Here is a 14285-nt window from a genome sequence, read left to right on the forward strand (position 1 = left end):
TTCGTGGCTTGGGGAGACGGCGATTTTCCCCTGCGGATGAGGCGTATTGACTTCGGCCAAGTGTGGATGCTTCGCCGACGAGCCGAAAGGCAACTGGCGCATACGATCGGATGGAGAACGGGCTGTCGCTACGCGACTTCTTCTGAGCCCAACGCGAGCATGCCCTGCCCCGAATGAAGTAAGTGACGGGGGCCATGCAGCTTCTGCGTCATTCAAACGGCTGTAGCGCCTCGGCCGCCGCAGCGCCGTTCCAGCCGGCTCATGCTGTCCACGGTGACGCGGCGGTTGTTCTCGATCCGAATCACGCCGTCCATTCTCAGGCTGGTCAGCTGACGGCTCACGGTCTCGTTTGTGATTCCAAGGAAATCAGAAATGTCGGCACGCGTCATCGGCAGCTCGAAGCACGTCGAGCTAGCCGTCGGGTCAACATTGGAGTCGATGTTCCGGGCAATCATGAGGAGAAAGCTCGCCACCTTCTCTGGTGCGGTCTTGCGCCCCAGAGTCACCATCCATTCGCGTGCCTCGTCAAGTTCGTTCAGCGCCTGCTTGAGCAGGCGATGCACAAATTCGGGTGACTGCTTCATCATCCGTTCGATGGCCGCTCTGGGAAACGAGCATAGCGAGACAGCTGTTGCCGCTTCCGCATTGATCGCACTTTTCATCTTGAAGGGCCGACCCAGAAAATCCGGGGCGAACTGCAGGCCGACAATCTGTTGGCGTCCATCTGACAGGCTCTTCGTGAGCTTCACCACGCCTGAAAGCACGTTCGAATAACAGTCGATCGCCTCGGCGTCGCCGATCAGTTCGACCCCCGGCTCGATATTGTGCCGCGACGACGTCTTGGCGAGCTGAGCCAAATGGTCTGGCTCTAGCGCGCCACAGACACCGCGGCTCCGTGCCTCGCAAGACAGGCAAAGAATGGGGATGCCGGAACTGTGAATATCCTGCCGTAATGTCATTCGATCGCTCTACCGGTCCGTGCGGGCAGGATAGCATCCACGGTAGAAAAATCCTTGCGGCAGTTTGTCCGTGCTGAAGGTTGATCGAAATCAGGGCTTAGGCTCATCCAAGCATCCACAGTTCGGGCGACGCAAACACGGTGGACCACGACATGCGACAAAAGCTAGTTGCCAGATTTGGCGAGAACGTCCCGCGATACACGAGCTACCCGACCGCGCCGCATTTCAATGCAAGCGTTGACGCTACCGTTTGTCGTGGCTGGCTACAGGGGCTCGACGAGGGCGACGAAATCTCGCTCTATCTGCACATCCCATACTGCGACAAGCTTTGCTGGTTCTGTGCCTGCCATACCAAGCAGACACGCCATTACGAACCGGTGACCACATATCTGCGCTCACTGCATGCCGAGATCGCCACCGTCGCCAGTCTTGTTGGAGGCAAAGGTCGTGTGCGTGCCGTCCATTTCGGCGGTGGTTCGCCGACGATGCTCAAGCCCGAAGATATGGTGGCGCTGGGAACCGCCCTGCGCAACAGCTTCGGCTTTCTTCCCGGCGCCACGATCAGCGTTGAAATCGAACCCAACGATATGGACGATGCCCGCCTCGATGCGCTTGCCGAAATCGGCATGACCCGTGCGAGCCTCGGCGTTCAGGATTTCGATCCGAAGGTGCAAAAGGCGATCAACCGCGAGCAGAGCTTCCTGCAGACCAAGACGGTCGTCGACGGCGTTCGTTCGCGCGGCGTCGGATCCGTCAATCTGGACCTGCTCTACGGTCTGCCGCACCAGACCAGGGAAAGCGTCGCTTCTACGGTCACGCAGGCACTGACCCTGGAACCGGATCGGATCGCACTGTTTGGCTACGCGCATGTACCGTGGTGCAAGAAACATCAGACGATGATCGACGAGGCCTGGTTGCCGGGTCCCGCGGAGCGCTTTGCCCAGTCGCAACTGGCTGCACAGGCGATTGTAGACAATGGATACGAGGCAATCGGGCTCGACCATTTCGCCAAACCAGGCGATGCGCTGGCGATTGCGGCACACACCGGGACTTTGCACCGGAACTTTCAGGGCTACACGGACGATTGCTGCGAATTCTTGATCGGGCTCGGCCCGTCATCCATTAGCCAGTTTCGGCAAGGCTATGCGCAGAACATACCTTCAACCAGCGAATATAGACGCATGGTTGATGACGGCGGGCTGGCCGCTGTTCGGGGTATCGCACTTTCCAACGACGACCGCGTTCGCGGCTGGATCATCGAACGTTTGATGTGCGACTTCGCCTTCTCGGCCATCGATCTGGTGGAACGCTTCGGCGAGGCCGGCCAGAGGCTCCTCCTTCAGTCAAGTTCCATGGCCCTCCACGATCCGGTTCGATTGCTTGAACTTGATGGCGACAGATTCGTTGTGCCGGCTGAAAGTCGCCCTTTCGTCCGAAGCATCGCGGCCAGGTTCGACAAATATTTCGAAGCTGGAACGGCCAGGCACTCGGCGGCAGTCTGAGCACTCAGAGGAACGGTCATGCCTCTCAGTCGATCATGGACCGCGGTACGTTTGTTGATCGGCGACCGTCTATCGAGACAAGATTCTGAGCGGACCAGACGCGTCTTGGCGCAGCGACGATATCGTCCGCTCGAGCCCTGCCTGTCGGATCATGGTTGTCGGCGACAGCTCCCTTCGACCTGAACCACCCGTTCACCCGAATTCTGCCGGCGCAGTTCCAGTGGAAAGGGCCTGGGCTAGACGGCTCTCTTGTTACCCCAGAGCACAACGTGCAGCTGCGGCAGCACGCGGGCCTCGAACCATCTGTCGCGGGTCACGCTGTCAACCAGCCACTCCATGCGCTTCAATATTCCGTCAAGGTCGACAGGCGCGTCATCATTTGTGGGGTGTGGCGGCGTGTGATTGCCGGGCTGCAGATAGATCGGAAGTTGCGGAAATTGCGCAGCGGCGTCTTTCGCGTAGGTGTAGTCCCTTTCGTCGAAAACAATGAGCTTGAGCACGACTTGGGGCTTGCCTTGTGCCGCCTGGAGGCACGCCTCGACAGCGGCCCAATCTGTCGTCATTCGGCTTGACGGCGGCTTTGGGCTGAGGATCAGCACGTCAAGCTGCGCAAACCAGTCCCTGGCAAGCGACCCTTGGGTTTCCAGCGCAAAACGGTAACCGTCACCATGGCCCCGGTCGATGAGCGCGCCGAGCGGCTGGATGGCCGGATTGCCGCCTGATAGCGACACCATCAGCGGGCGGCCACCGGAAAGGGCAAGCACATTTTTCCACACCGCCCCAACGGACATCATCTCCCATTCATGGCGGAATTGATTGTCCACAGCATGGAGGCTGTCGCACCAGGAACAGCGATAGTCACACCCGCCGGTTCTGACGAAGATCGTCGGCAAACCTATGAGCACGCCCTCGCCCTGGATCGTCGGCCCGAAAATCTCGCTAACGCGGATTGCGGGATGAGTATTCGTCATGGCCGGTATTCCGCCCAGGTTTTCGGCGTTTCGCTCACCCGCACGGCCGCGGTTTCGCTCAGGCGTGCCTTGCACCAGTCGTAGAAATGTCTGGCCAGATATTCCGCCGTGACTTGCTCGTGTCCCAGCACGTCGTTGAGATGCCGGTGGTCGAAGCTCTCGTCGATGTAGCGTTTGAATGGCGCCAAGTCGTGGTAGTCGCGCACGAAGCCGTGATCGTCCAGTCCATCCGCTGAAAGCTCCACTTCGACGATGTAGTTATGTCCGTGCAGGCGCGCGCATTGGTGATCGGGTGGCAATGAGGTGAGCTGATGCGAGGCTGAGAAGTGGAATTCCTTGGTGATGCGGAACATTACGCGGTGGTCCTTCGCAGCGCTCCGAGCCAGAAGTCGGAGTCCTCATACTCGGTTGGGTCCGGGTGCCCAGCGATGTGAAACGCCTCACGCCGCTCGACGCAGGTCCCGCACCTCCCGCAATGACGCTCGGTGCCCTTGTAACAGGACCAGGTCTGCGCAAACGGCGTGCCGTATGTGGCTCCATCCGTAACAATGTCCGCCTTCGTCAGGTTCACATAGGGTGCATAAAGGCGAATCTGCGCGTAGCCGTCGAGCGCGTGGTCCTGCATCATCTGGAAAGCGTCGATGAAGGCCGGACGGCAATCGGGATAGACAACGTGATCCCCACCATGCACGGCCGTCGCCACTGCGTCAGCGTCTTGCGCTGCGGCGAGGCCGAAGGCAATGGCCAACATGATGGCGTTCCGGTTGGGCACCACCGTTATCTTCATCGTGTCTTCGGCATAGTGCCCGTCGGGCACGTCCACATTGTCGGTCAGCGCGGAGCCGGAAAGGTCGCCGCCGATCTCGTGGATATCGATGATTCGCTGCGGGACACTCAGGCGCTCCGCGCAAAGGGTGGCGAAGCCCAATTCCTTCCTATGCCGTTGGCCGTAATCGAACGATAGCAGGCCGGTCAGCTGGTGCTCCGCTGCCACCTTGTGGGCAAGAGTAACGGAATCCAATCCGCCGGAGCAGACGACGAGAGTCTTCATCGTTGGGTCCTTGTTTTAACCGGGTAGGCTGCGACCGGAGATTTCTCTGCGCTCCAGTACTTCAGGAAAACCATTTTGTGAAGTGAACGGAGACCAATTCGTGCGCTTGCGTGCGATGCGCAAAAAGCCTTCGCGGTGAGCTGCAAGGACACGGACTGACGAGACGTCACCCTTCAGCGGAATGCTCAAAGTCGAACGCTTCTCGGGGACAAAGTTCTCGACGAGCAGAGCCTGTCGGTCCCGAGCGCCGAGCGACGCCATTGCAACGGTTTCGGAGTACAAAGCCGAGATGGGCTTGCCGCAAACAGCTCACTTACCAGGGATGTTCAGCGATGCCGAAATCCAGATATCGGGGTGGATTATGAGATCAATTGTCGCGACAGCTTTGGCTGGCCTGCTCGTCGCGCTTCGTAGATGCAGCGCATTCCACGTCAGGATCATTTTGATGAGCACGCCCTCAATGGATAACCGGCGAACCCTGAATAACCGGTCGTGAGCCGACATCTGTGAACAAGCGGTGTGGTCGATTGCAATCACCCATGTCTTGCGCACAGGTACCTTATGGCAGTGGATGAACTGAACTTGATGGTTTTACAGATGGCAGTCGAAAGCGTCCGCTCGCTCTCGTTGAGCTTCGCTGAAAAAGCCGCCGAGATAGCCACCAGGAGCCGCGGCAGCCTGCTTTTCAACGTGCGGATCGACGGTGACGCGCAGGTCCAGCGGGTCGCAGCCATCCGATATCACGGCGGCCAATTCGGCGTGCTGGCGTTAGACGGACACGGCCTAGTTACCCACTATTGCATCGTTAACGGTATGTTCTCACATTACATTGCGGCCTTGGAGAGCTGGCACAGGATGCCCCTGTCGATGCAGGCCAAGATGGATGCCAACGGCAATGCCCGTCTCTTCGTAGCGGCGTTGCGGGATGCCGGACATATGCTGGGCACCTAGCATTTGGCCAGAGTGCATCTCTGAATTTGCAAGTGCATCACTGCGATGGCGCCGGCATGATCGTCATGCTCGAAAAGGGCTGCGGCGGCCGCGGCAAAGCGGTCGCCGCGATGATGGTGTCAACGGCGTTGCATCGATGCGAGCGTTTAGAACAGAGGTCTCCTCCTGGCATCGAGCGCATGCAAGGAGCTACGCAAGCGCAAATGTATCAAGTATTTTGAAGGGACGACCCCTCATGCATACTTAGCTGCGATGCTCGGGCGGCATAAGCCTCGTTGCCATCTAGCCGCCTTGATGCACGGCGATAAGCTTTTGACGGCCTGAAGCGACGCTGGCGGTGCTTTTCCACGCGCCTCGTCAGGCGCCGGGATTGCTCCGGCGTGATGGCAGGCGGGGGACGAAGCGGATATCGCCACCGTGGGCGCCGACCTCGACCCGCGCGATGATGCGCTCGACGCGGCTCCAACTAGCGGCGCCGTCAATGAGCTCCTTGAACATGCGGACCTTGCCTCTCTTGGCCGACGCTTCCAGGCGTGCTGTCGTGCTGGCCTCCAGATCCGCCACATGCTTGCGCAGGGTCGTGGTGGGCGCGAGGCCAAAGATGAAGTCGACGCGCAGCACCAGTCGATGACCTGGGTTGCAATAATGGCTATCCCCGCGGAGCAGGATTCGAATGTTCGGCCAGTTGATCCGGATCGCCCGCACCAGACGGCGCAGGTGGGGGCGGATCTCAGCCCCACTCGGCCGCTTGGCCGGTCGCAGGATCGCGCTGACGAACCGTCCCGCACCATCGAACACGACGATCGGCTGGAAGCCGTACTCGTATGGTGGGCATTGAACAGGCGAAGCTGTTGGCCTCCGTGCACAGCGTCGAAGGTGTCGTCAATGTCGAGTACGATCCGCTTCGGTACTTGCCGGAACGAGGCGCAATAGAGATCGACCATCGCCCGTCCCATCGCGACCAGCTCCCGCACCCCGGGTAGGTTCTCCAGCCGGCACAGCGTCGATTGCGACGCCAGATCCCGACCCGACGGCAGCGCATCCTGGGCCATCTTGAAGACCGGATCGCGGCGCAGCCGGTTGGCGTCGTTGCCGTCCNCGTCGATTGCGACGCCAGATCCCGACCCGACGGCAGCGCATCCTGGGCCATCTTGAAGACCGGATCGCGGCGCAGCCGGTTGGCGTCGTTGCCGTCCTCGTAGCCGGCGCCGATCATCTTCATGCGAAAGTCGATCATGTCCGCCAGGCTGTGGACGACCTGGTCCGGGCAGCGCGGATCGTCGATGCAACGCGCCAGACGCTCGGCCACCCGCAACCGCTTTTCCACCTCGGCCAAGGCCAGAACGCCGCTGTTGGACGACAGCATGCCGCCGTCGAAACGGGCGACGACGGACTAGCCGCCGACTGATGACAAACCGCTCAGCGGCAGCGCAAGATCGTTCATGGTGGGTGTGGTCTCCGGGAAATTTCGGATCGGCTTAAGCAACCAAATCCTACGTCATTTCAACGGGCTTGCGCCACATCCACCAACCCCCATGAATTTTTCAGGCTAGCAGAGAGGGTGCTTGCGGTGCACTCACTGACACGAGATCGCAAATGGAGGCGCGTGACCACCAGAACTGGCGACACCCATGGTGGTCCGCTGGACCCGCAGGAGGAACCACAAGGTGTCAGCGGGCAGAGCGCAAGCGAGTGCCTACTTCGATCTTTCTAGAAGCGCGCCGGCAGCCTGGGCGGGGGCTTGGGGGTCAGACTGCCGGCGCACGCCACTCACGAAGAGCGGCCCCTTTTCGTGGTTCGAACGCCCATAGTCAACCGGAAACGTCATGATGCCCGCCATGTTACTTTCAGAGCGGCGCGACTTCGCCATGGTGGACGATTCAGCCTAGGACTAGCCACTCTCGTAGGCCGAGTTGATGCTCAAGCCAGCATCGCCTCGCCAAACTAGGAAGAGTTCGCCGTTAGTCCTTCGTCGCGAGCCGATGCCGTCGTGCACGTTTCGTAGCACTCCGGGCGGCTGTATCGCTTTGTTGTTCGGCGAGCTGCGCCAGAAGGCATCGCATCAAATCGAATCAAGCGTCGACATCAGCCGCAAGCTTCACATCACAACAGCTAGTCCACCCATTGCAGATCATCCGACTGTTCAGGCGGCGTCCGAAATGTCCAACTCCGACTCAAGAATTCCCACAGGTATGGAAAGCGATTTCGCTATCCGATCCCGATAGCCCTTGCTGTACCTCAGACCTCGCTCGATGTTTTGGATTTCCTCAGCGGCCAGCCCGCACGCGACCGCCAGGTCGTCGATCGAATATCCAAGGTGCTCGCGATAAGCGCGGACGATGTGGGTTCCCTGGGACATAGCCGTCAAGACTGGTTCGGGAATGCGCGAATCCTTCATAAACATCTCCAAGAACTGGGAGCTCCCTCGGAGATTCCTCCCCGAGGCGCACACTTAGCAAATAAAAAAAATGGTCGTCCATTCGGCCGAACCGGCCTCATGCATGGGATGGGCCGCTGAATTGGCCGGGCCGGAATATGGCGGCTCACCTCCTTCTGATCAAATATCAAGGCTGCCCGTGCTGAGAGCCTGGTCGGCGTAGCGCATGCGACCTGCTATCCTTCGTGGACCATTCTCGCCGATGGCTTTCTTGAACAGCAACTCGAACTTTCGGCAGGACACTGCTTCCTTCGGCCAATCTCCACCGGCGAGGCAGCGAAAGACCCGCTCGTAACCGTTACCGAGTTTCGCAATTGCAGCAAACAATGGTCATCTGGTTTCATCCGGGCTTCGGATCCAGACAAGGGGTACCGCTTTCCTGGAGGCGCATCGCCACCTGTACAGGTTCACAATCATTCGACCGTGACCGATTTTGCGAGATTGCGAGGCTGGTCTACATCCGTCCCCATGAAGAGCGCCGTGTGGTAGGCTAGAAGCTGTATCGGGAGCGAGAAGATCATTGGCGCGATAATCTCGTCGACAACCGGCAGCACGAGCGTGTGCATGGTTTCGAGTTTCGATACGGCTGCCCCTTTTTCATCGGTGATGAGGATAATCCGCCCTCCACGGGCAGCCACTTCCTGCATGTTGGAAACGGTCTTGTCGAAAAGACGGTCATGGGGCGCGATGACGATCACTGGCATGTTCTCGTCTATCAAGGCGATCGGCCCGTGCTTCAATTCACCCGCTGCATAGCCCTCGGCATGGATGTAGGAAATCTCCTTGAGCTTCAGCGCACCTTCCATCGCTAGCGGGAAACTGGTGCCACGGCCGAGATACAGGACGTCACGACACTTTGACAGTTCGCGCGACAAGAACTCGATTTCCGGCTGGATGCACTCGAGTACGTGGCCCATCACGCGCGGCAATTCGGCGAGGCTTCTGACGAGCGCCTGCAGCTCGTGTTCGGGGACGGTCCCGCGGGCTCTGGCCGCGCCGATGGCGAGTGCTGCTAGAACGGCAAGCTGGCAGGTAAAAGCCTTGGTAGAGGCGACGCCGATCTCCGGTCCGGCAAGGATCGGGAAAACCGTATCGGCCTCCCGAGCGATGGTCGATTCGCAGGCATTGACGATAGCGCCAATTTTCAGCCCACGCTCCTTGCAGTACCTCAATGACGCAAGCGTATCGGCGGTTTCGCCGGACTGCGAGATGAAAAGAGCCGCCGACTGCGGCGGCAACGGGATCTCGCGGTAACGGAATTCGGACGCAACGTCGATTTCAACCGTCAGGCGCGCATAGCGCTCGAACCAGTATTTTCCGATCAGTCCGGCGAAATAGGCGGTCCCGCAGGCAGAGATCGCCAAGCTCGGGACCTTGGCGAAATCAATGCCAGGAACCATGTCGCGACTGTCTATGATGTTAATGTAATGACGGAGAGCATGGGCGATGACCTCGGGCTGCTCGTAAATCTCCTTCTCCATGAAGTGGCGATGGTTGCCCTTGTTGGCGAGATCGGCGGCGGCCGTGGAGATATGGCGCGGACGCTCGACGGGACGGCCGTCGACATCGAAGATATGGGCGCCCGAATTGCCGACAACGGCCCAGTCGCCGTCGATGAGATAGGTAATTTCATTGGTGAAGGGAGCAAGGGCGATCGCGTCGGAGCCCAGGAACATCTCGCCGTCGCCGTGACCGATCGCGAGCGGTGGTCCGTTGCGCGCCGCCGTGATGGTCGACGGTTCATCTTCGAAGAGGATGGCAAGCGCATAAGCGCCCTTGACGCGTTTCAGCATGGCACGCGTGGCCTCTTGCGGCCTCATGCCCTCTCGGCGGTATCTTGCCAAGAGATGCCCAACGACCTCGGTGTCGGTGTCGGTCTGGAACTCGGCGCCATCCGCCGCCAATTCGTCCTTCAGCTCGGTGAAATTCTCGATGATGCCGTTATGGACTACGGCGACACCGTCGCTAAAGTGCGGGTGCGCATTGCGTTCGGTCGAGGCCCCGTGGGTTGCCCAACGCGTGTGGCCGATGCCGACGTTGCCGCTCAGCGGCTCTTCCTTCAGTCGCGTCTGGAGATTGACGAGCTTGCCCTCGGCGCGCCGGCGGTGCAAGGCACCCTCGATGATCGTCGCAACGCCGGCGGAATCATAGCCGCGATATTCCAAACCCTTCAACGCGCCGATCAACCGATCCGACACCGGCTGTTGCCCAACGATGCCAACAATCCCGCACATGTTCGTCTCCGCATCTTTGCGGGCAGCACCAGCCCACGCGAGACGGATACCCGTCCGGCCGCTTTAAGTGGCGGCCTTGTAGTAGAATTCCATAATATTGGTAAAATTGATTGTTGTGATAACTACCATCCACCCGATGGATAGGTCGGCGGCTGTGGAGCCACGACCCAAACTTCTATTCGCGCCTGACGCTCTTATGAGGATCGCAAACTCACACCCGCGGCAGGATCACGGCCTCGGAAAGGCCAGGAGGCCTTGGACAGTGGACGGACGACGGGCCTGCGACCCCTTGTCAGGCAGTCGGCATCTAGGAGCATGGTGCCGCCGACTTGGGCATCGGCGATGGTCTGTCTTGGCGACAGAGTTCGCTTCAGGACCGTCGTCGTCTCGCGCGGCTGCCAGTGTCAGTTGACGATAACAAAATGTCCGCCCGGGGGCGAGCGCCTCACGCACCGCACGTGCCAGCCGCGGTCGGTCCGGGACGCCGTCGAAGGCGTTGGCCGTGAAGACGAAACCGACGGGGCGCGACACCAGAGTAGCGAGTTCATAGCGCGTAGCCGGCGACCAATAGCAATTGGTCGCGCCGGCGCCGGTCAGCCGGCGGTGCGCGGCCTCCAGCTGGTCGGCGTAGTGCGTCAACAGGCGGGCGATCGTGGCGATCGGCACAGCCGCCCCGCAACAGAGGTCGACCACCTCCATGCCCGGCTTCAGCCCGGTTGTCGCAAGCGCCATCTTCGCTGCGGTCGCGCTTGTCATGCTGCTCTTTCCTGGCCTTTGCAAGAACACGAACCTCGGCTTCGGTCGGAATGGCAATGTGGCGAAGGGCGACCCGATCTGCGTCAAGCTCATCGCCTGGGAAGAGGCGAATGATGGGCAGCCCCACTACCGCCTGATGACGACCGGCGGCCGCCGGTGCTCCCAGCCCTCGCGTTCCAGCGTCGGCAGATCATGCTCCTCGCTGGTATAGCCGAGGCAGAAATAGCCGATCAGCGTCCACTCAGGCGGGGTGTCGAGGATTGCGGCCATCTCGGCGGCGTCGAGGATCGACACCCAGCCCATGCCGATGCCTTCCGCCCGCGCCGCCAGCCACAGTGTGTGCACCGCCATGACGGCCGAATAGTCGATGGTCGCCGGCATGGTCATGCGGCCGAGCCCATGGCCTTGTTGCGTCGTGCGGTCGGCGAAAACCGCGAACTGGCAGGGCGCTTCATTGAGACCGGCGAGCTTCAGCCGGGCATAGAGAGCGGCGCGCTCTCCCGAAAAGCGCGTAAGCGCCTCAGCATTGCAGCGCTCGAAGCAGTCTCTCACGGCAGTGCGCCGCTTGAGGCTCTCGACGACTACGAAGCGCCAGGGCTGGCTGAGGCCAACGGAGGGCGCAATGCTGGCGAGCTCGAGCAGGCGTTCCAGCGTACCCTCTGGCAGAGCCGTCGGCTCGAAGCGCCGCACATCCCTGCGCCAGCGCAGCAGCGTGATCAGCTCGGAGCGAAAATCGTCGGTGAAATCTGGAGGTGACGGCATGGCGGTCTCGTTAGGTATGGATTGGCATTAGGGAGTACAGTGTGGACAGCCTCTGCCTATTGCCAAGCTGGCTTGTTGCGTCCGACAATCGCGTCATGCGACCCCAACCGCAAACGATAGAAAAATCTTTCCTGGTGGGCGGCGCTATTACGATGCAATCGACCAAGCCAGTTTCGATCAGCTCGCACCGCGGTGAATCGTGTACCAGGCCGTTGCTAAATGCGCCATTGACACTCAGGCGCACCCGTATCGCTCACCAGGCCTCGGAATGCAGAGAACGTCGGCCTGGAACGCGGAGACGGCGACAGGCATCTCAGCTTGCATATGGTCGTTCCTGCCGCACCGCCTGCAACTCAGTTTGCTTCCGACCACGTCGGCCTCGACGTCCCCGAAGATTCCCCAGGTCATTCGGCAGATACCATCGTCTGTCGTCATAGCGCCGCAGCGGACAGCACCAGCTGCCCAGTTTCATTTGGTGCATCGCTGAGCTTCCAGTCGCCACCGCAATTTCGTCTTCCACCAGCGTCAGGCATGACCCAAATTGGAAGCTCATCCCTCTCACAGTCGATTCGCGCTTGAACTATATGTTCTACTTTCGTTCACTGTTCGGACGACACATTAGAAAGAGCTGGAATGGAATCTATCATCAGCCCTCGACAGCCGCCAAAGGTGGCCGCTGTTCAAGCCCGCCGAAAAATTTGGATGCCGTTCACAAGGGGAGAGCATTGGTGGGACCATGCCGGCACCATCTACCTCTTTGTTCTTCTCGGGGAACATCGCCCGGGCCAGTGGTCTCAATCGTGACCGGAGAGTAAAAATAACTGACGCGCATCAGGGCTCGCGCATGTGGAACGAGATGAGCATCCCAGTTACTGGCACATTCTACAATCAGCTACCAATTGACAAAACGTAAGGCAGGAGACGGTTGAGACGTGGAAGGTGTTCGACCGTCGTACCGCAGAGTCGCCATAAGTCGCATTTACGAGGCCCTAATATTTGATGCAAATGGCTGGGAACGTTGCTCACCCTCAACTCGGAGGTGACCGTTACCATCAACAGCGGATGGGCTGGTGCCGTCATGAAGTTGGAGGGCGACTTGCCTCCTCTAGCCGTTTTCGCAACCTATTCCGTCGCCGTCTCGGTCAAGATCATAGATATCGGTGCCCACGACAGAGACCGGCCCGTGTACGTATGCGGGACCATTGCCCTTTCCGGAGGAACAGTCGACATCGCTGGCGATTGGAACACAGGCGCCTGTGTAGTTAGGGTCGCAGGATTCTTGGCCATGAGCGCTGCTGATGAAGGACGCCAGACCCAGAGCGACCGCGCCTAGACGATGAAACCGCATCAAACACCCGCCAGCCAACACCCAAGAAATCTTAGCGGGCATTTTAGCTCCATGCAATATTAGCGCTGGCTTGGGCGCCTATATATCACCACCAAGCTCCAAAGAGATAAGTTATTGCCCCACTGCAATGATCAAGATGGCGTTGAGGGTCGCGCGATGGCGGGCTACTTGATTTCGGTTTGGCAGATGCGCGGCCAAAGACCGACGCGTGCTGCCAGGCATATGCATCTGCGGCGGGGTTTGACTTTTGATATTGCGAGGCAGGAAGGTCGCTTGCTGTACAGAGGAGCTTATTGCCGAGGTCGAGAATCTTAGTGCCGATCGATGGTAGTGCATCCACATCAGTCTGATTTTCGACAGCCGTCGTCGAGCCGGAGTGCGCATCTCCCTCTGCGGTGAGGCCTCCGTAAGCGTCTGCGACGACCGACAGAGTCGACAACCACGCGCTTCGTTCAGCCCCCCGAGGTGATCATGGCTGAAAGCGGTCCTACAAGGGCGGGCGATGTTAGCCGTCAAGGCCGACAAGGCAAACGCTGTGGGATCGTGTGCAGGGCGAGGTCGGCGTCCCGGTCCCGAAGGAGCATAAGAAGGACAAGGCGGAATGGCTGAAGCCGGGACTGGTCGGCCGGGTCAGGAGGTCGAAGAGCGAAGAGAAGCTGCGCCACGCAAGGCTACCGGATTTCTGGGAGGATAACCAAAGAGCGCGGTCAGTCTTGGGTATATTGTACGATTGTTACCCAAGCGGCGGCCGGCATGGAACTCTCATCCTCGTGGAGCTAGGGTTGTGCTATGGCACAGCCCTTTCAATCCGCCCCAATGAGCGCTTCATTTCAGATGATCGTGGACCACTATGAGACAGCGGTTTCACTCCAGGAGCGCATTGTAACTCGCGCTCGACAAGTCGGCTTGGCGACCAAAAGCGATGACGAATTTCTGGAGCATCTGAATGCCGCGTTAGAGCGGGTGCGCCAAAGCTTGGCTCCGGCCGATTAACGTAATTGATTAAAAAATGGGACATCCGCGGTCGGCAGGCATACAGTGTGCTATCGACGGCAACTCTAAGGGCGTCCGTCGGCTGTGAGCGATCAACATGCTTCCGCCCCAATAGGGAGAGGGAGCTATGACAGACTCCAGTTCACAAACTCACACTGCCGCGCAACGCGACACCGGCCAAAATTCGATCTATCGCAATTCGCTGCTGCTTCGAATGTGCTCGGCAGATTTGGCATTGCTGCAACCTCATTTCGAAAGCGTCTCCCTTGGGCTGAAGACGCATCTCGAAGTGGCGGGGGCACCAATCAGCACCGTGTACTT

The 14285-nt window shown here is 59.6% G+C and carries 11 protein-coding genes and 2 pseudogenes; 4 read left to right on the forward strand and 9 right to left on the reverse strand.

All coding sequences use genetic code 11. From position 1 onward, the window contains the following. Positions 1–212: 212 nt before the first annotated feature. Positions 213–959 (reverse strand): Crp/Fnr family transcriptional regulator, encoded by a 747-nt coding sequence (locus tag X733_RS151685; RefSeq protein WP_023818745.1) that lies wholly within the window; start codon positions 957–959, stop codon positions 213–215. Positions 960–1111: 152 nt separating this feature from the next. Here X733_RS151685 and hemN point away from each other — a divergent pair, with 152 nt between their 5' ends. Next, positions 1112–2461 (forward strand): oxygen-independent coproporphyrinogen III oxidase, encoded by a 1350-nt coding sequence (gene hemN, locus X733_RS151680; RefSeq protein WP_023818746.1) that lies wholly within the window; start codon positions 1112–1114, stop codon positions 2459–2461. Positions 2462–2697: 236 nt separating this feature from the next. Here hemN and queE read toward each other — a convergent pair whose 3' ends face one another. From queE to queC, 3 genes are read right to left on the reverse strand one after another with little or no spacing between them, the layout of a single operon-like run. Next, positions 2698–3432: a 7-carboxy-7-deazaguanine synthase QueE gene (gene queE, locus X733_RS151675; RefSeq protein ID WP_023707020.1), complete on the reverse strand. Its 735-nt coding sequence runs from the start codon at positions 3430–3432 to the stop codon at positions 2698–2700. Then, positions 3429–3785, reverse strand: coding sequence for a 6-carboxytetrahydropterin synthase QueD (gene queD / locus X733_RS151670; RefSeq protein ID WP_023673552.1), 357 nt, complete (start codon positions 3783–3785; stop codon positions 3429–3431). Before queD ends, queE begins: the two co-directional genes overlap by 4 nt. Continuing rightward, entirely contained in the window at positions 3785–4483 is a 699-nt protein-coding gene (gene queC / locus X733_RS151665; RefSeq protein WP_023685556.1) for a 7-cyano-7-deazaguanine synthase QueC, read from the reverse strand. The genes queD and queC overlap by 1 nt, the downstream gene beginning before the upstream one ends. Positions 4484–5044: 561 nt before the next feature. On the opposite strand from queC, the gene X733_RS151655 reads away from it, so the two are divergent. After that, the gene (locus tag X733_RS151655; RefSeq protein WP_023673549.1) at positions 5045–5434 is read left to right on the forward strand and encodes a hypothetical protein; all 390 of its coding nucleotides are present in this window, start codon (positions 5045–5047) and stop codon (positions 5432–5434) included. 56 nt (positions 5435–5490) lie between these two features. Then, on the forward strand, positions 5491–5655 hold the full coding sequence (locus X733_RS1000000169550; RefSeq protein ID WP_023685557.1) for a hypothetical protein: 165 nt from the start codon (positions 5491–5493) through the stop codon (positions 5653–5655). A gap of 175 nt (positions 5656–5830) precedes the next feature. Here X733_RS1000000169550 and X733_RS1000000168040 read toward each other — a convergent pair. From X733_RS1000000168040 to bluB, 5 genes and pseudogenes are all read right to left on the reverse strand, one after another. Then, positions 5831–6878, reverse strand: a pseudogene (locus X733_RS1000000168040) (transposase); the annotation flags it as partial. 699 nt (positions 6879–7577) lie between these two features. Then, positions 7578–7832 carry a helix-turn-helix transcriptional regulator gene (locus tag X733_RS151650; RefSeq protein ID WP_031197535.1) on the reverse strand — a complete coding sequence of 85 codons (255 nt, stop codon included), beginning with the start codon at positions 7830–7832 and terminating at the stop codon, positions 7578–7580. 452 nt (positions 7833–8284) lie between these two features. After that, the gene (glmS, locus tag X733_RS151645; protein ID WP_023818748.1) at positions 8285–10105 is read right to left on the reverse strand and encodes a glutamine--fructose-6-phosphate transaminase (isomerizing); all 1821 of its coding nucleotides are present in this window, start codon (positions 10103–10105) and stop codon (positions 8285–8287) included. A gap of 228 nt (positions 10106–10333) precedes the next feature. Continuing rightward, positions 10334–10861: a hypothetical protein gene (locus tag X733_RS1000000167160; protein ID WP_155924198.1), complete on the reverse strand. Its 528-nt coding sequence runs from the start codon at positions 10859–10861 to the stop codon at positions 10334–10336. 126 nt (positions 10862–10987) lie between these two features. Then, on the reverse strand, positions 10988–11623 hold the full coding sequence (bluB, locus tag X733_RS151640) for a 5,6-dimethylbenzimidazole synthase (RefSeq protein ID WP_023818750.1): 636 nt from the start codon (positions 11621–11623) through the stop codon (positions 10988–10990). A 2468-nt stretch (positions 11624–14091) separates the two neighbouring features. Here bluB and X733_RS1000000170495 point away from each other — a divergent pair. After that, a pseudogene (locus X733_RS1000000170495) lies at positions 14092–14285 on the forward strand (hypothetical protein); the annotation flags it as partial.

Origin of the sequence: Mesorhizobium sp. L2C066B000 (assembly GCF_000502335.1) — a bacterium.
Lineage (GTDB): Bacteria > Pseudomonadota > Alphaproteobacteria > Rhizobiales > Rhizobiaceae > Mesorhizobium.

What these genes read in the sequence shown, in the direction of transcription:
- X733_RS151685 (WP_023818745.1), bottom strand. Translation starts at nt 959, where the DNA reads ATGACATTACGGCAGGATATTCACAGTTCCGGCATCCCCATTCTTTGC.
- hemN (WP_023818746.1), top strand. Translation starts at nt 1,112, where the DNA reads ATGCGACAAAAGCTAGTTGCCAGATTTGGCGAGAACGTCCCGCGATAC.
- queE (WP_023707020.1), bottom strand. Translation starts at nt 3,432, where the DNA reads ATGACGAATACTCATCCCGCAATCCGCGTTAGCGAGATTTTCGGGCCG.
- queD (WP_023673552.1), bottom strand. Translation starts at nt 3,785, where the DNA reads ATGTTCCGCATCACCAAGGAATTCCACTTCTCAGCCTCGCATCAGCTC.
- queC (WP_023685556.1), bottom strand. Translation starts at nt 4,483, where the DNA reads ATGAAGACTCTCGTCGTCTGCTCCGGCGGATTGGATTCCGTTACTCTT.
- X733_RS151655 (WP_023673549.1), top strand. Translation starts at nt 5,045, where the DNA reads ATGGCAGTGGATGAACTGAACTTGATGGTTTTACAGATGGCAGTCGAA.
- X733_RS1000000169550 (WP_023685557.1), top strand. Translation starts at nt 5,491, where the DNA reads ATGATCGTCATGCTCGAAAAGGGCTGCGGCGGCCGCGGCAAAGCGGTC.
- X733_RS151650 (WP_031197535.1), bottom strand. Translation starts at nt 7,832, where the DNA reads ATGAAGGATTCGCGCATTCCCGAACCAGTCTTGACGGCTATGTCCCAG.
- glmS (WP_023818748.1), bottom strand. Translation starts at nt 10,105, where the DNA reads ATGTGCGGGATTGTTGGCATCGTTGGGCAACAGCCGGTGTCGGATCGG.
- X733_RS1000000167160 (WP_155924198.1), bottom strand. Translation starts at nt 10,861, where the DNA reads ATGACAAGCGCGACCGCAGCGAAGATGGCGCTTGCGACAACCGGGCTG.
- bluB (WP_023818750.1), bottom strand. Translation starts at nt 11,623, where the DNA reads ATGCCGTCACCTCCAGATTTCACCGACGATTTTCGCTCCGAGCTGATC.